Annotated in this window: 14 protein-coding genes; 7 read left to right on the top strand and 7 right to left on the bottom strand. The window is 36.3% G+C overall.

The window, feature by feature from the left end:
• The first annotated feature begins 81 nt into the window (after positions 1 to 81).
• Positions 82 to 744, top strand: coding sequence for a nucleotide exchange factor GrpE (grpE, locus tag ACFILL_RS00480; protein WP_375637230.1), 663 nt, complete (start codon positions 82 to 84; stop codon positions 742 to 744).
• Between the two features lie 108 nt (positions 745 to 852).
• On the opposite strand, the gene thpR is transcribed toward grpE, so the two are convergent.
• The 6 genes from thpR to ACFILL_RS00450 form a co-directional block, all read right to left on the bottom strand.
• Entirely contained in the window at positions 853 to 1392 is a 540-nt protein-coding gene (gene thpR, locus ACFILL_RS00475) for an RNA 2',3'-cyclic phosphodiesterase (RefSeq protein ID WP_375637228.1), read from the bottom strand.
• A 624-nt stretch (positions 1393 to 2016) separates the two neighbouring features.
• Positions 2017 to 2310, bottom strand: coding sequence for an HPr family phosphocarrier protein (locus ACFILL_RS00470; protein ID WP_012754483.1), 294 nt, complete (start codon positions 2308 to 2310; stop codon positions 2017 to 2019).
• A gap of 10 nt (positions 2311 to 2320) precedes the next feature.
• The gene (locus ACFILL_RS00465; RefSeq protein ID WP_273790227.1) at positions 2321 to 2722 is read right to left on the bottom strand and encodes a PTS sugar transporter subunit IIA; all 402 of its coding nucleotides are present in this window, start codon (positions 2720 to 2722) and stop codon (positions 2321 to 2323) included.
• Between the two features lie 135 nt (positions 2723 to 2857).
• Positions 2858 to 3322, bottom strand: a complete 465-nt coding sequence (locus ACFILL_RS00460) for an HPr kinase/phosphatase C-terminal domain-containing protein (protein ID WP_375630571.1) — start codon at positions 3320 to 3322, stop codon at positions 2858 to 2860.
• A 23-nt stretch (positions 3323 to 3345) separates the two neighbouring features.
• Entirely contained in the window at positions 3346 to 5130 is a 1785-nt protein-coding gene (locus tag ACFILL_RS00455; protein WP_273790229.1) for a sensor histidine kinase, read from the bottom strand.
• Positions 5131 to 5169: 39 nt separating this feature from the next.
• Complete coding sequence (locus ACFILL_RS00450; RefSeq protein WP_005774392.1) at positions 5170 to 5892, bottom strand: response regulator transcription factor; 723 nt, start codon at positions 5890 to 5892, stop codon at positions 5170 to 5172.
• 386 nt (positions 5893 to 6278) lie between these two features.
• Between ACFILL_RS00450 and lysM the strand changes: the two genes are divergently transcribed.
• Positions 6279 to 6734, top strand: coding sequence for a peptidoglycan-binding protein LysM (gene lysM / locus ACFILL_RS00445; RefSeq protein WP_273790230.1), 456 nt, complete (start codon positions 6279 to 6281; stop codon positions 6732 to 6734).
• A gap of 121 nt (positions 6735 to 6855) precedes the next feature.
• Here lysM and ACFILL_RS00440 read toward each other — a convergent pair whose 3' ends face one another.
• Positions 6856 to 7410 carry a copper chaperone PCu(A)C gene (locus tag ACFILL_RS00440; RefSeq protein ID WP_273790231.1) on the bottom strand — a complete coding sequence of 185 codons (555 nt, stop codon included), beginning with the start codon at positions 7408 to 7410 and terminating at the stop codon, positions 6856 to 6858.
• Between the two features lie 967 nt (positions 7411 to 8377).
• Between ACFILL_RS00440 and dnaK the strand changes: the two genes are divergently transcribed.
• The 5 genes from dnaK to lepA all read left to right on the top strand — a co-directional run bounded on the left by dnaK (position 8378) and on the right by lepA (position 18366).
• Positions 8378 to 10270: a molecular chaperone DnaK gene (gene dnaK / locus ACFILL_RS00435; protein WP_273790233.1), complete on the top strand. Its 1893-nt coding sequence runs from the start codon at positions 8378 to 8380 to the stop codon at positions 10268 to 10270.
• A gap of 158 nt (positions 10271 to 10428) precedes the next feature.
• Positions 10429 to 11571 carry a molecular chaperone DnaJ gene (gene dnaJ / locus ACFILL_RS00430; protein WP_273790234.1) on the top strand — a complete coding sequence of 381 codons (1143 nt, stop codon included), beginning with the start codon at positions 10429 to 10431 and terminating at the stop codon, positions 11569 to 11571.
• Positions 11572 to 13280: 1709 nt separating this feature from the next.
• The gene (argB, locus tag ACFILL_RS00425; protein ID WP_273790235.1) at positions 13281 to 14186 is read left to right on the top strand and encodes an acetylglutamate kinase; all 906 of its coding nucleotides are present in this window, start codon (positions 13281 to 13283) and stop codon (positions 14184 to 14186) included.
• 32 nt (positions 14187 to 14218) lie between these two features.
• The gene (locus ACFILL_RS00420) at positions 14219 to 15133 is read left to right on the top strand and encodes a DMT family transporter (RefSeq protein WP_273790236.1); all 915 of its coding nucleotides are present in this window, start codon (positions 14219 to 14221) and stop codon (positions 15131 to 15133) included.
• A 1427-nt stretch (positions 15134 to 16560) separates the two neighbouring features.
• The gene (gene lepA, locus ACFILL_RS00415; protein ID WP_375643000.1) at positions 16561 to 18366 is read left to right on the top strand and encodes a translation elongation factor 4; all 1806 of its coding nucleotides are present in this window, start codon (positions 16561 to 16563) and stop codon (positions 18364 to 18366) included.
• Positions 18367 to 18574 lie beyond the last annotated feature (208 nt).

Below are 18574 nucleotides of genomic sequence, written 5' to 3'. Positions count from 1 at the left end.
ATATACATCGCTACCCCTTGATTTTTGTCTGTAGAATTTCGATATCGAGAATAACGAATCTTATGAAGGAATAAAATTTTTATGTCTGATGAAAAAAACAAATTTACTGACGCTTCATTTGAAAATTGTGATTTAAAAAATCCAGCTGATCGTAATACACTTAAACAGGCAGCCGATGAATTTTTAAAAACACATAAAACAGAGGAACACGAAGTCATTGAAACAGAAAGCAATGAGGTTAGTGATCTTTTAGCGTCTTTGCAGGATGAAAATAAAGAACTGAAAGATCAGCTTTTACGTCTTGTTGCAGATATGGAAAATCTTCGACGCCGTACTATGCGAGATGTGGCGGATGCAAAGGCTTATTCCATTGCTAATTTTGCACGGGATATGTTATCGGTTTCTGACAATCTCAATCGTGCTTTGGAAGCTATTCCAGAAGGTGCACGGGAGAGTGATGCTGGTTTGAAATCATTGGCAGAAGGCGTTGAAATGACTGAACGTGCCATGATGGCAGCATTAGAACGTCATGGGGTGCAAAAAATTCATCCAGAGGGGCAAAAATTTGATCCTCACTTTCATCAAGCGATGTTTGAAATTCCCAATGCTGATGTTCCAGATAATACTGTTCAACAAGTGGTTCAGGCAGGTTATATTATCGGGGAAAGGGTGTTACGTCCAGCTATAGTGGGTGTAGCTAAAGGAGGAGCAAAAGAAGCTTCTGTTGAAGCTGATTCGGCTTAAAACACATCAATAACAAACCTCTATCGTAAAATGCAGTATTCCCTGCAGTTTCATATATATATAGGGTCTTTTCTCAAAGAGTTTTTAAAGGGTGTGACAAACACCCTTTTATTTTTGAAGTGGCCAATTTCCTTTTACAATATAGGGAGCCTTATTTAAGGGAGAGGCCGATAACAATAAAACAAAATGATCAACTTCAAAAGGAGGGACAAAAAAATCATCTTGAAAAGATAGATAAGAAGAAAGATCTTTAAGATTAATATCAAATATTCGTGCAAGAGTGATATGCGGAATAAACAGTCTTTCATCAGGCTTTAACTCTAATTTATTCCGAATATATTGCATCTTTTCATGTAAAAGAGTAAGCTTTTCACAAGGTTCAATGCGAACCACAAGAGAATGGGGAGCATTTTCTGAACCAAAAACTTCAAAACCCTTTATCTGTAGCGTAAAAGAAGGAAGTTCTATAGTGTTAAAGGTATGCATAATTTCATCTGCTGTAGAACTTTCAACTTCGCCAAAAAAAGATAAGGTGACATGAAAATTTTGCGGGTTGATCCATTGCGCTTTTGGTAAGCCATTTTGCAATGATACGAGGGCTTTTGTTGTTTGTTGAGGAATCTGGAGAGCACTAAATAGACGACCCATGATATTATCTCCTTATAATGAAAGATGCTATCCCAAGCGCAATATAGATAATAAGGGCGGGGCACGTACCACATAAAACAAGGCAATAGTATAGAAAAAGAATGTCTAAAAAATGCTTACTATAATTATGAGCGTACAAAGCTTATTCGTTTTAAGAAAATGGTTATGACATTGATAAGAATTGCGTTTTCATGATCTGTATCACAATGATGTGCAATGGAAGATTACTTGTGTATTATAAAGGCTACAAAGTTAGCAGAAAATAAGAAAAGTTGATAGATTGTTGATGTGCGAAATTATTTTGACATTTATCTTTAGCCTAAAATAAAGCATATTCTAATACAAGGTGAAGAGTTCTCTTTTCTGTAAAGATTTAATTATATGATTAAGTCGGGGAATAGCCATAATACGCAAAACTATTCAAATTGGTCAAATAATGTTAGGAAAGGAAGAAAAAAACCAGCATAACAAAATTACTATAAGCTTTTACATTTATGATAATTATACCAATCCATAATGGATATGAATATTGGTATAAAAGCGGAAGAGAAATTAAATTTCAAAATAATGATGGAAAGTTCCTATTTTCTAAGAATTATCATCCTTGTTTATGATGAAAAAGCACTAGTTTTCCTCTCCAAAGTTGTTATTGATGAGCTTTTCAAGAGCATTAAGAGCATCTGTTGCTTCTGGTCCTGAAACACGAATGGTGAGGTTGCAACCGGATGAAGCCGCTAGCATCATAAGTCCCATAATTGATGATCCGCCAACAATTTTTCCATCTTTTTCAACTTCAACAGTAACATTAAAATTGTCAACAGTTTGTACAAATTTTGCAGAAGCACGTGCATGTAACCCACGTTTATTACAGATATTGAAATGACGACTTATACACGGGAGGGTATCTTTGGAAAACATTGGTATTTTATTATCCGCTAATCATACTTGGTACATTAATATATTTACGCCCTGCTTCTTGTGCTATTCTTAACGCGTCTGATAATGAAATATCCGGACATTTGCGAATAGAAATCAGTTTAATAAGCATGGGCAAATTAACACCCGCAATCATTTCAACGCGTCCTTTTTCAATAGCAGGAATAGCTATATTTGATGGTGTTCCACCGAACACATCTGTTAATATGATGACGCCATGATCCGTATCTGTATCGGTTACTGCGGCTATAATATCACCTCGGCGCTGATCTATATCGTCATCGGGATAAACGCATATTGTTGCGAACTTTTCTTGTACTCCAACAACATGTTCCACGGCATGTAAAAATTCGACAGCCAGCTCACCGTGCGTTACAAGCACGAGTCCAATCATTTACGCAAACTCCTGTTAACTAATAAGACCCAACCATATTGGTGGGAAAGACATTGTACAAGGCTTTATCTTGCTGCCAAGAAAAATTTGCAAAAAAAAGGCAAAAATTGTGATTTTTTTATCTTTAGAAAAAAATTAGACAGATTTTTGCCATATTTTTTTAAACAAAAATGCTTCAATAGCTTGACAAATGGCGGTACAATCGGCTTCACGAAGAGAGGGAAGTTTTAAAAGAGGAATGTGCAAATTTTCAAATTGAAAAGTTTTATTTGTGGAAAAACGTTCATATTCCGGACCGAGAAAAATAACACAATCGATAGTTGTGTGCTTTTCAAATTCTATCATATAAAGACCAACGCCACGAATCTCGATGCCGCCCTCTAAATTATCGGGAGTGTATCCGTGAAGCTTTCCATTTTCCGCACGCAACATTGTATAATCATCACTGATAAGCTTCGCTTCACGTTTTGACCACTCAGCGCGGTCAAGCAAAGAAAGGGTGAGGGTTGATTTTCCTGATCCCGATGGACCTATAATTAACAGCCCCTTGCCGCCTAGTTGAAGGCAATTTGCGTGGAGTATTTCACATTTTGTTTTCATGTCTTTTACTTTGGATAAAAGATTTATTTAGCAAGCGGAAGCATAATAGTAAAACGTGCACCAGTTTTACACTTCCCAAGTGTAGGATCAATAATATTTTCGGCTGTAATTGTCCCATTATGAGCTTCGATGATTTGCCGACTAATAGAAAGGCCAAGTCCAGAGTTTTGCCCAAAAGCATCTTCATTTGGTCGATCTGTATAAAAACGTTCAAAAATGCGTTCAATATTTTCTGAACGAATACCTGGGCCATTATCTTCAATGGTTAAAATAAGGGTTGAAGCATGACTTTTCATAGTAATGCAAATTTTGCCACGATTCCGAGGAATAAAAGAACGCGCATTTTCAAGAAGATTTGAAATCACTTGTCCTAAACGGAGTTCGTGTCCCAATACAAGATAGGCTTTTCCATGAGGACGTGGGACAATATTAAGGCTTATATCAATGGTTTGCGTATTACGATACACTTCCTGAACAGCATGAACAAGACTTTCCAAAAGCGGTGTCATATCAACAATCTCTGCGGTTTCTCGTGCAAGCTCTGCATCGAGCCGTGATGCATCAGAAATATCTGTAATCAACCGATCAAGGCGGCGCACATCATGTTGAATAATTTCAAGCAATTTCTCTTGTGCTTCTTCATTTTTAGCCAGAGGGAGCGTTTCAACAGCACTGCGTAGAGAGGTGAGAGGATTTTTTAATTCGTGGCTTACATCAGCAGCAAAGCGTTCAATGGCTTCAATACGCATATAAAGGGCATTGGTCATATCACGAATAGAAGTTGAAAGGTGACCAATTTCATCTTCACGCATTGAAAAATCAGGAATTTCTACACGCTGATTATTGCCATTACGCACTCGATTAGCCGAGGCAGATAATTTACTTAATGGATGGGCAATCGTATGGGCCAAAAAGAGAGAAAGAACCAAAAGTACGCTACCTACAACGGCAAAAACTTTAAAGATAACCAGTCTTTCGCCTTTTACAATGTTATCAATATCGGAACCAGTGGTTGAAAGAAGAAGAGCTCCAACCACTGCGCGATAGCGTTGAACAGGAACGGCAACAGAAACAATTAATTGCCCTTGTCTGTTGCGTCTTTTTGCCGTAGCAAGAGATCCGTTTAATGCGCGGTACACTTCTGGATAAGCAATACCACTGGTTTTTGTTTGTTCTCTGTCAAGAGCAATACCTTTACCATAAAATGCGCTTGAATACCATGAAGTAAGGCGATCCCACATGTTTTGTTCTGTTTTAAGTGGGGGTAAATCATAACTAAAAACTTCTCCACTAGAATAAAGAACGCGCGAATCAAGAAGGAGAGTAGCATCACGATCATAGATACGTGCTCTTGTCGTTTTAGGTGTGATGAGACGCCGTAAAAGAGGGGCAACTTGCTCAGGGTTAATAGGAAAATCCCAAGAATCGGTTGATTGAGGGGCTGGTGTAACGCTTTCACCAGTCTGTAACTCTAAGAGTTTTTGGGGATCAATGAGGATAGAATTTGTATCTACTGTTGCAGAAGCAGCAATAGCCCCAGCAATAATTTTTCCTTGGGTACATAAACTTTTAATTTTTGCTTCAATTAAACCATCGCGAAATTGGTTAAGGTATAAAATGCCTGTAACTAAAACGGCAAGGGCAGCAATGTTTAATATAACAATGCGACGTGTAAGGCTGGAAAAAAGCAATTGTCTAAAGAGACGTTGTATTCGAAGATGCAAACGAGAAAACATAAGAAATGGCGTTGAGGATGTACCATTAACGGTTGTTTTTTGTAAAGTTTCCAGTTGAGAATTGTCTGTCATCGATTTGATTGCCGTTCAAATTTTTGCGACAAAGTAGTTTTATACCTCGTGGAAACGATAACCTACACCATAAAGTGTTTCAATCATTGCAAAATCATCATCCACTTGTTTAAACTTTTTACGCAGACGTTTAATGTGACTATCAATGGTGCGATCATCTACGTAGACTTGATCACTATAGGCAGCATCCATTAAAGCATCACGACTTTTTACAACTCCTGGTCTTTGTGCTAAGGTTTGCAGAATCAAAAATTCCGTAACGGTTAAAATAACAGGTTTATCTTTCCATGTACAGGTATGGCGTTCTTGATCCATCACAAGATCTCCACGTTTGAGAGAAGAGGTGGAAGAAGTTCCTGTAGAAAGCGGTTGGTTACGTGCATTAGAACGGCGCAAAATAGCTTTCACGCGTTCAATAAGAAGACGTTGGGAGAAAGGTTTAGTAATAAAATCATCAGCTCCCATTTTGAGACCAAATAATTCATCAATTTCATCATCTTTAGAGGTGAGAAAAATAACTGGAAGATCAGATTTTTGACGCAAACGACGCAAAAGTTCCATCCCATCCATTCGGGGCATTTTAATATCAAAAATAGCTAAGTGTGGAGGGTGAAGTGTGAGACCCTTGAGTGCAGATGCTCCATCTGTATAGCTTTCAACCCGATATCCTTCTGTCTCAAGCGCAAAAGATAAAGATGTCAAAATATTGCGATCATCATCAACAAGTACAATCGTTTGTGTGATTGTTGGTGTATCTTTCATGGTTTCTTAGACCTTTCTATTGCTGTGGTAGCAAATTACCCACACTTATTTATATGGGAGTTCATATTTTTTTTGCAAAACAAATATGATACAAATTGTAGCAAAGTAAAAAACCTTTTGTCATTACTGTAAAATCTTGTTTTGCTTTCATAATTTATAATGTTTCTATGTCTATTAAGATCCCTTCATTTGAGAGAAAATTTTCATAAAGGCTTTTTTTATCAAGGTTTATTACAAAGTTTATTATTGTATTTGTCTCATAATTGAACAGATGTAGTTTTGATTGTTGAAGTTTAGAAAATCTGCCTATGTGTTTTAAGAGCAAAGAAAAGAATGTGGCAATATATGCACAAAAATTTGTTTCTGCTACACGAAAGGAGGTCGTAATGGGATTTTTTAATTTTATTAAAACTGTAGGGGAAAAGTTAGGTATTGGGGACCATGAACCAAAAGAAAAGGATTTTAAAAGAGCATTTGATGATTTTCAACTCGGTACAGAAAAAGTCAATATTCAAGTTGAAGACGGTAAAGCTATTTTAAGCGGTGAAGTTCCAGACAGGGAAACACTTGAAAAAGCACTGCTGGTTGTTGGCAATTCACAAGGTATCTCTTCTGTAGATGTTGATCAATTAAAGGTTATAGATACAACGCCTAGAAAAACTTCTCGCTTTTATGAGGTTAAATCTGGTGATAATCTTTGGAAAATTGCTGAAGAGGTTTATGGAAAAGGGCAAGGTAATAAAAACACATTTATTTTTGAAGCCAATAAGCCAATGCTAAAATCTCCCGATAAAATTTATCCTGGACAAGTTTTACGTATTCCTGAAATTGACCATAGTTAATTCATCAAAGAGGATAATTTTTTACTGATGGCATTAAACAAAAAATAAAGGAGCGTAAAAAAAATTCACGCTCCTTCATTTTATAAAGTGTGTATTTATTGTGTATTTATATAAAAGGAGCTTAGTGAACAAGAGAGGATTTAGAAGGTGATGGTACTTTCATAGCGTTTACAGAGAAATCAACATCAATGGTTCCTGCTTTCTCAAATGTCAATTTTGCGCTAATTTTATCACCTAACTTGAATGGTTTTGAAAGCCCCATAAACATAATATGATCACCGCCAGGCTTAAGCGTGATTTCTCCATTTCCCGGAATTTCAATGCCATTGTGCATTTTTTCCATTTTCATAATATCATTAACGACAGCCATAGAGTGTATCTCTGTTGTTTTTACTCCGTTTGTGGAAATAGAAACCAAACGGTCTGGGGTATTACTGTGATTAATAATGTAGAGATAACCGCTACCAACTCTTATACCTTTAGGTGTTTCTCGTGTCCAAGGATTGAGAATTTCTATGTCGCCAAGTTTATATTGCTGAGCACCTGCTGGCAGGGTTATACCAGCAAAGAGAAGAGCACACACGATATTTATGATAACCTTTTTGTATGGATATTGTGTATGGATTATATTCTTAAAGATGAGATTTGTTATTTTCTTAATAATAGATGTCATCATTGATTTACCCTCCTTCATAAGATTCATACTTTGAATATTTTTTTATTTTAGCAGAGCTTTTATTTAAAATAAAAGAAAGAAATACTAAAATGAAATTGATTTGAGTATGAGAATAAAAATCATAGAATTATTTGATTCTAAAGGAAGGCAGTAAGGTTTACAACGACAACACACCTCTCAACACTTCCGTATTCATCTCATAAATAATATTTGTAAATGGTATAAAATCTATGATGCACTACTATTTTGCTTAATAAAATATAATATAGAACAATCATCAACCACTTTACCAATTTTAATATTATAACAGCTCTTGGCATTTTAAAGCGTTTATACAGAGGCATTTTTATATATTTTCAAAGTTCAAAATTATACAGTTAGGAAAAAACGCTTTAGGTGAGTTTAAAGCACAGATTTCAAATAGCAGTAAACAATGAGACCATTAGAAGGAGAATTTTTGAAAGGAGATTGATAGATAATATCTTTACTGATATGAGCATTAGATATGATGACTATTTTAGTCTGGGGAAAATTTGTAATATTTGTGATATAAATTATTCGCCTTTTAAAAAGCTTTTACGTGGGTATTTTTTATCAATGATGAGAAGATCAAGAGCGAGAGTGCAATCACTCTTTTATTTTTTTAATTTTTATAGAAAGATATATTTGTTGAGAATTGCAAGAAAAATATATTATAATCTCAAGTCTCTCATAAATATGGTATTTATGGGTCATTAGAGCGCCTATTTTAAAATAAATTTTTTATTTTGGAGATGTTTCTCTCATTATTCTCTTGTAGCAATAAAAGCCTGTTCTTATATACGAGGCAGCAAGGCTTGTTGCGACTTGCAGTTTATTATTATTTTATGTTGCTTGAAGCAATATACGGGCTTTAGGTGTTATGAGGAGCTATCTTAAAAAGATGCTTTATGAAGGTTGAGGTAGCTTGCTGAATGGAGATTATAATATGGCAAAAGTAATTGGTATTGATTTGGGGACAACGAACTCTTGTGTGGCTGTTATGGATGGCAAAAACGCAAAAGTTATTGAAAACTCAGAAGGAGCGCGAACAACACCTTCCGTTGTTGCCTTTACTGATGGGGGGGAGCGGCTTGTTGGGCAGCCTGCTAAACGGCAGGCGGTGACAAATCCTGAAGGGACAGTTTTTGCAGTTAAACGTTTGATAGGGCGCCGTTTTGATGACCCTATGGTTGAAAAAGATAAAGCACTTGTGCCTTATAAAATTGTTAAAGGTGACAATGGTGATGCATGGGTTGAAGAAGCGGGAAAGAAATATTCTCCGTCGCAAATTTCAGCTATGATTTTGCAAAAGATGAAGGAAACAGCAGAATCTTATCTTGGTGAAAAAGTTGAACAAGCCGTTATTACGGTTCCTGCTTATTTTAATGATGCGCAACGTCAAGCTACGAAAGACGCGGGTAAAATTGCTGGACTTGAAGTTTTACGGATTATTAATGAGCCAACAGCTGCTGCTTTAGCTTATGGTTTGGACAAAAAAGACGGAAAAACAATAGCAGTTTACGATCTTGGTGGTGGTACATTTGATATTTCAGTTCTTGAAATTGGAGATGGCGTTTTTGAAGTTAAATCAACCAATGGAGATACGTTTTTAGGTGGTGAAGACTTTGATATGCGCCTAGTTGGTTATTTTGCAGATGAATTCAAAAAAGAGCAAGGAATTGATCTGAAAAATGATAAATTAGCTTTACAGCGCTTAAAAGAAGCGGCAGAAAAAGCAAAGATTGAGCTTTCTTCGTCACAGCAAACAGAAATCAATTTACCATTTATCACGGCAGATCAATCAGGTCCCAAGCACTTAACAATGAAATTGACTCGGGCAAAATTTGAATCTCTCGTTGACGATTTAGTGCAGCGTACCATCGAGCCTTGTAAAGCTGCGTTGAAAGATGCTGGATTAAAGGCTGGTGAAATTGACGAAGTTGTTTTAGTAGGTGGTATGACACGTATGCCCAAGATTCAGCAAGTCGTGCAGAGCTTCTTTGGTAAGGATCCACACAAAGGTGTTAATCCTGATGAAGTGGTCGCAATGGGTGCTGCCATCCAAGGAGGTGTATTGCAAGGCGATGTCAAAGACGTGTTGTTGCTAGATGTAACGCCTTTATCTTTGGGTATTGAAACCTTGGGTGGGGTTTTCACACGCCTTATTGAGCGCAATACCACTATCCCAACAAAAAAATCGCAAGTTTTTTCGACAGCTGATGATAATCAGAGTGCTGTGACGATTCGTGTTTTCCAAGGTGAACGGGAAATGGCAAGTGATAATAAGTTATTGGCTCAATTTGATCTTGTTGGTATTCCTCCAGCACCACGTGGTATACCTCAAATTGAAGTTACTTTTGATATCGATGCGAATGGTATTGTTAATGTTTCGGCCAAAGATAAGGGAACAGGTAAAGAGCATCAAATTCGTATTCAGGCATCAGGTGGTTTAAGTGATGCTGATATTGAAAAAATGGTAAAGGATGCAGAAGAGCACGCGGCTGAGGATAAAAAACGCCGTGAAGGTGTTGAAGCTAGAAATCAAGCGGAGGCTCTTATTCATTCAACTGAAAAGTCGCTCAATGAATATGGCGATAAAGTATCAGCTGAAGAAAAGGGACAGATTGAAACAGCAATATCTGATTTGAAATCTGCGCTTGAAGGCAGTGATACGGAAGAAGTAACAACAAAGATGCAAAAATTAGCAGAAGTCAGTATGAAGCTTGGACAGGCTATGTACGAAGCCTCACAAGCAGCGAGCGCTGACACTGAAACAGAGGCAAAGAATGATGATGTTGTTGATGCTGATTTTGAAGAAGTTAATGATAAGAAGAAATAGTGTCAGCATATGTGTTGATTAATTTATAAACCCGGCCTTTGAAATATAAGGCTGGGCTTTATTATTTGAGATAAGTTGCAACTTTGTTGCTAAAAATATAAATTAAAAGCAATATTATCCATAAAGATGGATGACAGAAAAATTATCAGGAATACATGATGAAGGTTGACTATTATGAAATTCTTGGCGTGACTCGCGAATGTGATGATAAAAAGTTGAAATCTGCTTTTCGTAAGTTGGCAATGCAATATCATCCTGATCGCAACGCGGGGGATAAAGAGGCAGAGCGAAAATTCAAAGAAATTGGCGAAGCCTATGAAGTTCTTAAAGATCCTCAGAAGCGTGCTGCTTATGATCGATTTGGCCATGCGGCCTTTGAAAATAGCGGTGGTCAAGGGGGAGCAAATCCCTTTGGCGGTTTTGCTGCTGGTGGTGGATTTGCGGATATTTTCGAAGACTTTTTTGGTGAGATTATGGGAGGGACACACCGTAAGCGTGGTGATAGTCGCGAACGTGGTGCAGATTTGAGTTATAATATGGAAGTGACTTTAGAAGAGGCATTTTCAGGAAAAACTGCAGAAATTAATATTCCCAGTTCCGTCACGTGTGATGTTTGTGAGGGATCAGGAGCGAGAAAGGGCTCTAAGCCGCAAGTTTGTGGAATATGTCATGGATCTGGTCGTGTGCGTGCAGCACAAGGTTTCTTTTCTATTGAGCGAACATGTCCTTCATGTCATGGACGTGGTGAAACTATTACGGATCCATGCCCCAAATGTCAGGGGACACGACGCATAGAGAAAAAACGTTCATTGAGCGTAAATGTTCCAGCTGGTATTGAAGATGGAACGCGTATTCGCCTTTCTGGTGAGGGTGATGCTGGTATTCGTGGTGGCCCCAATGGTGATCTTTATATTTTCCTTTCCATTAAACCGCATGAGTTTTTTCAGCGAGAAGGAGCAGATCTTCACTGTCGCGTTCCTATTTCAATGGTAACAGCTGCTTTAGGAGGAGAGTTTGAAGTTTCCGACCTTGATGGTGTTAAAGCACGCGTTAAGATTCCAGAAGGGACACAAAATGGACGTCAATTCCGCCTTAGAGGCAAAGGTATGCCCATGTTGCGCCGTCAGCAAGCAAGGGGTGATCTTTACATCCATATCACGATTGAGACACCGCAGAAATTAACGCAAGAACAACGTGAATTGTTGCAAAAATTTGAAAAGCTCTCAAATCATGAAAATTCACCGCAATCACATGGTTTTTTTTCACGTATGAAAGAATTTTTTGAAAATATTTCTGGTTAAAATTATGTGAATGTTCTCAGAATAATTAGTGAGAGCTGTAGGAAAGTTATTTTCATTAAGTTTTCTATTATCTCATTGTCTTTGAAAAGCATTTTTTCTTGAAAAGAAAAGAGAGAGACAGCTAATTTAGGATAAACTCCTGCTGCTGATAGTTTTTATATTTCATGAGTTTTATGGATAAGTCTTATTTTTGAGTGTCTATGACATTTTAAAAAGGGCTTATCCATATAAGAACGCAATTGAGTGATTGATAATAAATATTGCCAGTGTCATGATAACTGCCTTTATGCATTCAGTATTTTTTGTATTTCTTTTTAAAGGCTCTATAATAAAACTGTAAAATAGGTAGCAGCTTGCCAAGAAACGCTAAATAAGCTGTTAGGCAATCCATCTTATTTCAAATAAAGTATCAACTTCTTATAACCGATTTTATTTTTGGCATTTTTCATAGTTTTAATCACTGCTTCCTTTAAAATAAGGGTTATTTTATTTGGAATAGCTTTTATATGCCTCATCTTAGCTTTTAGCCGTAATCATGTCTTTTTAGATGCGGATTTAGTTTTGTATTTCTGATGTCATAAATACTTCTTCCAGATAATAAAAAACGCTATAATCAAGTTTATTTTGTTCCAAAGAAATTGTGGAATGAGATAATGTGTGTTTAATGCTAAAGAAGACATAACAAAACACGTTTTGAGGTATTCGATGTATCTCTCTTGTAGGGAAACAGATTCGATGGAATTCACTTAATTGAATTTATTGGCATAATAAAAAGTTGGTGGGAAGATAGAGGAAGTTACCTTTAAAAAGAAAAAATAAATACAATAAAAAAATAGCACAATATGCTTAGAAAACAGCACGATATATTATTGAAATTGTTAGTGATATGGAAAGAGAAGTATACGAAATGAATCTTTTTTCATAAAATAACATAATTAAAATAATACATTAAAAGAATTAACAATTCTAAAAAACATTGAATAATTCAAGCATGTATTGCTATGCAAAAAGAAAAACTTAATGACAGATCATGAAAATGAGAAATTTTATCAAATCTTACGAAGAGAGTAATCTAAACAATTAAATGCTTTTACGAAGATGCTTTTGAAGAGCTATCACAATATATGGATAATGTTGCAAAGCCTTTTTTCGATTTTACGATATAAAAAGATAAATTATTATTATAAATTAACTTATTATGATTCTCCATAAGGAGCGTTCAGTTGACATTTCCTCATGTTTTATGATTGAGAAAAAGTCAAATTTTTAAAACCAAAGTTATAGTTTATTGGGATAAGCTATAAAGCAGTTGAGTGATTTCTTAATCTTGGGAATATGTTAATTTTATTATTATAAGAAACTTTATTTTTATCTTATAAAATCAATGGTTGTATATATTCCTATTCATTGTTAAGTATCCGTAGGGATAAACTAATGAGTTGAATGTGCAGCGTAGCTTCAAAATTTTGCTTTTCAATTTTATATATAAGATCATAAAATAATGACGTTTTTTACGCCTATTTTGTTTAATTTTTCGCTGTCAATTTTTAAAGGAAGTTTTTGTATTTCATTTCGCTATTCCTTTTTCGTAATTTAGAGGAAAATTGACGATTTTCAGGGGGGTGGATAGAGTAAAGTTTGGTTTTATTGTTTTCACTTTTCCTAAATTTCATTAAGAGATGGTAAAAAGTGATGAGGAGGCTCTATTGATGGATGATGCTAAAAACGGTGATGTAGATGTTTTGGAAAAACAAGCAGCATTTTTATCGTCTGCTTTACCCTATATGCAAAAATATGAAAATGAAACGGTCGTGGTAAAATATGGCGGCCATGCTATGGGTGATCCTGCTTTGGGGCGAGCATTTGCGCGTGATATTGCTCTATTAAAGCAATCGGGGATTAATCCTGTTGTTGTTCATGGTGGTGGGCCTCAAATTGCTGAAATTTTAATGAAAATGGGGATTGAATCGCGATTTGAAAACGGATTACGGGTAACCGATGAGCGAATCGTTGAAGTGGTTGAAATGGTTTTAGCGGGTTCCATAAATAAAGAAATTGTTGCTCTCATCAATGCTGAGGGAGAATGGGCAATAGGATTATGCGGCAAGGATGGCAATATGGTTTTTGCCGAAAAGGCTTATAAAACTGTCATTGATCCTGATTCGCATATTGAACGTGTTTTAGATTTGGGGTTTGTTGGTGAGCCTGTTGAAGTTGACCGCACATTGCTAGATCTTTTAGCATGTTCTGAAATGATACCGGTTCTTGCTCCTGTGGCTCCAGGACGCGATGGTAAAACTTATAATATTAATGCTGATATTTTTGCTGGAGCTATTGCTGGTGCATTAGAGGCTAAACGCCTTTTATTTCTCACTGATGTTCCTGGTGTTTTGGATAACCAGGGTAAACTTTTAAAAGAATTGACAGTTTCTGAAGCTGAGAAATTTATTAAAAATGGGACAATTTCAGGAGGCATGATTCCAAAAGTAGAGACTTGTATAAAAGCCCTTCAAAATGGCGTGGAAGGTGTTGTCATTTTAAATGGTAAAACTCCTCATTCTGTTTTACTAGAGCTGTTTACCGAACAGGGAGTTGGAACGCTTATTGTTTCATAAATTGTGGGGAAAATTGGAAGAGAAAGTTTTTCATGGTGAATCTAAAACAGTTTAAATATCCTTTATTAAGTAAGCCAGAATTGGCAATATTTACTGCGACAATATTGTGGGGCGTTACATTTTTAGTCATTCACATTGCGGTACGCTATAGTGGTCCTCTGTTTTTTGTTGGATTTCGTTTTATTGTTGCATCTCTTATATGTGGGGTAATTTTTTGGCGCTCTATAAAAGGTATAACTGTTTATGAAGTTTTCGCTGGGATGGCGATAGGTTTAGCCATGTTTTTTGGTTATGCTTTTCAAGCAGCTGGACTTCAAACAATTATTAGTAGTCAGTCAGCTTTTATCACAGCGCTTTATGTACCGATGGTTCCAATCTTGCAATGGATTGTTTTTAAAAAACCTCCCCGTTTAGCTTGTTGGATTGGTATTATTTTCGCTTTTATTGGGCTTGTATTTATTTCAGGGCAAAAGCCGGGAAATTTTGATTTTTCAAAAGGCGAAATTTTAACTTTGTTAGGCGCTTTAGCGATTGCTGGAGAAGTCATACTCATCGGAATTTTTGCGAACAAGGTTGATAGTCGGCGTGTAACCATTATTCAGTTATTTTTTAGTGGTTTTTTTTCATTTGCTTGTATGCCTTTGATGGGTGAAAGCATCCCTGAATTTTCGTGGGTGTGGTTTAATATTGGTATAGGATTGGCATTAATGAGTGCCATCATTCAATTAGCTATGAATTGGGCACAAAAGTCTATTTCCCCTACGCGTGCGACACTCATTTACGCAGGTGAACCGGTATGGGCTGGTATTGTTGGGCGTTTGGCTGGCGAACATTTATCTCCCTTAGCTTTATTGGGCGGTTTGCTTATTCTGATTGGGATAATTGTGGCTGAATTACAACCTTCACAATGGCGTAAAAAAAATAAAGCAATTAAAAAAATTGATTAGCTATACATTTTTTTATTATGATTTTATTGCATGAGATTTTTGCTTGTAGAGTTTTCATTTTTGAAGCTTTTTTAATATTAAGATGATTAAGAAGTTCTATAAGTTATTCCAGCTTTTGCATGTATCTGTTTGCCTAACTTCTGAAACGGGAAGACAACCTTTATTGAGCCAAAGCATGAGGTGATATAAAGGTAAAAATTAACGCTCATCTTTACGATCATGTTTAAATTTGGCTTTAACAACTTTCAAAAACATCTACGGTAATGTTTTTGAATAATGAGAATTACGCACTGTCGCACGTTATTTCTTTTGTCCTTTAATAGAGTTACGCTTCTCATGCAAAATAGAACGCCCAAAGTATCCCCATAACGTTGTACATTAAATCGTTTTTTAAAAGATAATTTTCTCAATATACATCATATTCATTGACAGTCCGCATGAAGTATAGAAAAACCACAGAGCATCATCATTTTACTTAAAATAAAGGGCACTAGCATTTTCTTTATCAGTTCTCAATATTATGATAGCCTTTGGCATTTGAAAGAGAGAGGCATTTTTACTCATTTCTTAAACGTTTTTATCCATACACTAGCTCTGTTTTATAATGGGAAAGCAAAAAATTTATTGATTCATTATGAGAAGATTTAAAATGAGAGAGGCTCGCGATATTCAGAGTTTTAATTTAAATCGCAAAACAATAAACGATCATTATAAATCAATGTGTTATCCAATGAATCGAAGAGGATTGGTGTGCTTTATGCTTAATGGAGGAAGGAAGGAGTTATATAAAAAGTATATAAAAACATCACTCAATAGAGCATATTTCTAAAGTTTTAAAAATTGAGAAGAAACTCCCTCGATATTCATATTATTTTATATAAGATTACTAAAAAAGAAGATTATTGCGTACAAATAAAAAAGCATTTCTTGCGAATTTATTGCAAGCCTAAGTGATATACACGCCCATCATATAAATATGATAATACATTGATTTATAATTATAATATAGCACTATTCACATTGAATTAGAACCCTGAATACCGTAAAATTTTCTCACGTCAAATCATTTTCATGTTAAATCAATCCAAATCACTTGCTTACACATCACAAGTGGGTGGGGGCATGTGGGTAAAGACTGTACAAGAAAGGCATATCTCTTATAAACTTTTTCAAGTGTAAAGGATCGTCGTAATATTGGAGGCTGGCAAAGTGTGTGATGGTGCCGGCTTACTACAGATATGAGTTATCAAATAAGATGTGAAAGGATCATTTTATCACCTTGGATTTAATTTAGCAAACAAAAGCCTCATTTTTTAGGCTATAAAAAGTTGTGTTTTGAGAAGCTTTTTAGGTTTATATTATTTTGATAGAAGCCGGAACATAATTGGTCTTTGCGTTTTGTATTATTCTTTGCTAAATCGCCTTATATGACAATAGATCGTAATTATATTCGTAATTTTTCCATCGTGGCGCATATTGATCACGGCAAATCAACTTTAGCTGATCGTTTGATTCAAATAACAGGTGGGCTTGATACACGTGAGATGAAAGAACAAGTACTCGATTCCATGGATATTGAGCGTGAACGTGGAATTACTATTAAAGCACAAACAGTACGTTTACACTATAAGGCAAAGAATGGTGAAACCTATATTTTAAATCTTATGGATACACCTGGTCATGTGGATTTTGCTTATGAGGTTTCGCGTTCATTGGCAGCTTGTGAAGGTTCTCTGTTGGTGGTGGATGCAAGCCAAGGCGTAGAGGCGCAGACGTTAGCAAATGTTTATCAAGCCATTGATAATTCCCATGAGTTGGTTGTTGTTCTCAATAAAGTTGATCTTCCAGCAGCAGAACCTGAGCGTGTTAAAGAACAAATTGAAGATGTAATAGGCATTGATACATCTCAAGCAGTAGAAATATCAGCAAAAACAGGTTTGGGTGTTCCTGATGTTTTGGAGGCAATTGTTGCACAATTACCACCTCCACATATAGGCGATGTTGCAAATCCCTTGAAAGCAATGTTGGTTGATAGCTGGTATGATGCATATCTTGGTGTTATTGTTTTGGTACGGGTGATAGATGGTATTTTAAAAAAAGGCCAAACCATTCGTATGATGGGTACAGGAGCAAAATATCCAGTTGAGCGCGTTGGGGTTTTTACACCTAAAATGGTACAGGTTGATGAATTAGGACCGGGCGAGATTGGTTTTATCACTGCTTCTATCAAAGAGGTAGCAGATACACGGGTTGGGGATACGATTACTGAAGAGCGCCGTCCTTGTGAAAATGCTTTACCTGGTTTTAAGCCTGCGCAACCGGTTGTCTTTTGTGGACTTTTTCCAATTGATGCTGCCGATTTTGATGATTTGCGTGCAGCCATGGGCAAATTACGCTTAAATGATGCGAGTTTTTCTTTTGAAATGGAAACATCTGCGGCTTTGGGGTTTGGTTTTCGCTGTGGATTTTTGGGACTTCTGCATCTTGAAATTATTCAAGAGCGATTAGAGCGTGAGTTTAATTTGGATTTAATCGCGACAGCACCTTCGGTTGTTTATCGCATGAATATGAATGATGGTTCTGTTAAAGAGTTGCACAATCCAGCGGATATGCCTGATGTGGTTAAAATTTCTTCCATAGAAGAACCGTGGATTCGGGCGACAATCATGACTCCTGATAATTATCTTGGGTCAATTTTAGAACTATGCCAAGAGCGGCGCGGGGTACAGGTTGGTTTGTCCTATGTTGGAACCCGTGCTATGGTAACGTATGATTTACCACTGAATGAAGTTGTTTTTGATTTTTATGACCGGCTAAAATCAATCTCAAAGGGTTATGCTTCTTTTGATTATCAAATGACAGATTATGCAGAAGGTGATTTAGTTAAAATGTCTATTTTGGTGAATGGAGAGCCTATTGATGCATTATCGATGCTTGTTCACCGCACGATTGCAGAAAAGCGCGGGCGTTCCATGTGTGAAAAACTGAAAGATCTTATTCCCCAGCATATGTTTCAGATTCCAGTTCAAGCGGCTATTGGTGGTAAAGTTATAGCGCGCGAAACGATTCGTGCTTTGCGTAAAGATGTAACAGCGAAATGTTACGGGGGTGATGTTACGCGTAAGCGCAAACTTTTGGAAAAGCAAAAAGAAGGCAAAAAGCGGATGCGCCAATTTGGAAAAGTAGAAATTCCACAATCAGCATTTATTCAAGCGCTCAAAATGAACAAATAATGAAAAAAGGAGTATTTTCTCTCATTGATTGCGCTTTTGCTTTTGTCGATTGGTTCAGGTGTTTAAAGGACACTTTAAATAGAATTGCGCCGTGCTTTATGTTTTTGTGTATTGCGTAATGGTGTCACTTTCTCACGTAAAACAGAATGCTTTAAACAAAATGCGTTTGTGTTGCATATTTGTGCACGTATTTTAAATAAATATCTCT

It is taken from the genome of Bartonella sp. AP20NXHL, assembly GCF_042196165.1.
Taxonomy (GTDB): Bacteria; Pseudomonadota; Alphaproteobacteria; order Rhizobiales; family Rhizobiaceae; genus Bartonella.
This window is presented reverse-complemented; position numbering and strand designations above follow the sequence as displayed.

Bases quoted from the DNA above. Each gene is read 5' to 3' on its own strand.
- ACFILL_RS00450 (WP_005774392.1), bottom strand. From the start codon at position 5,892: ATGAAAGATACACCAACAATCACACAAACGATTGTACTTGTTGATGAT.
- ACFILL_RS00420 (WP_273790236.1), top strand. From the start codon at position 14,219: ATGGTGAATCTAAAACAGTTTAAATATCCTTTATTAAGTAAGCCAGAA.
- dnaJ (WP_273790234.1), top strand. From the start codon at position 10,429: ATGAAGGTTGACTATTATGAAATTCTTGGCGTGACTCGCGAATGTGAT.
- ACFILL_RS00465 (WP_273790227.1), bottom strand. From the start codon at position 2,722: ATGATTGGACTCGTGCTTGTAACGCACGGTGAGCTGGCTGTCGAATTT.
- ACFILL_RS00460 (WP_375630571.1), bottom strand. From the start codon at position 3,322: ATGAAAACAAAATGTGAAATACTCCACGCAAATTGCCTTCAACTAGGC.
- lepA (WP_375643000.1), top strand. From the start codon at position 16,561: ATGACAATAGATCGTAATTATATTCGTAATTTTTCCATCGTGGCGCAT.
- thpR (WP_375637228.1), bottom strand. From the start codon at position 1,392: ATGGGTCGTCTATTTAGTGCTCTCCAGATTCCTCAACAAACAACAAAA.
- ACFILL_RS00470 (WP_012754483.1), bottom strand. From the start codon at position 2,310: ATGTTTTCCAAAGATACCCTCCCGTGTATAAGTCGTCATTTCAATATC.
- dnaK (WP_273790233.1), top strand. From the start codon at position 8,378: ATGGCAAAAGTAATTGGTATTGATTTGGGGACAACGAACTCTTGTGTG.
- argB (WP_273790235.1), top strand. From the start codon at position 13,281: ATGGATGATGCTAAAAACGGTGATGTAGATGTTTTGGAAAAACAAGCA.
- ACFILL_RS00455 (WP_273790229.1), bottom strand. From the start codon at position 5,130: ATGACAGACAATTCTCAACTGGAAACTTTACAAAAAACAACCGTTAAT.
- grpE (WP_375637230.1), top strand. From the start codon at position 82: ATGTCTGATGAAAAAAACAAATTTACTGACGCTTCATTTGAAAATTGT.
- lysM (WP_273790230.1), top strand. From the start codon at position 6,279: ATGGGATTTTTTAATTTTATTAAAACTGTAGGGGAAAAGTTAGGTATT.
- ACFILL_RS00440 (WP_273790231.1), bottom strand. From the start codon at position 7,410: ATGATGACATCTATTATTAAGAAAATAACAAATCTCATCTTTAAGAAT.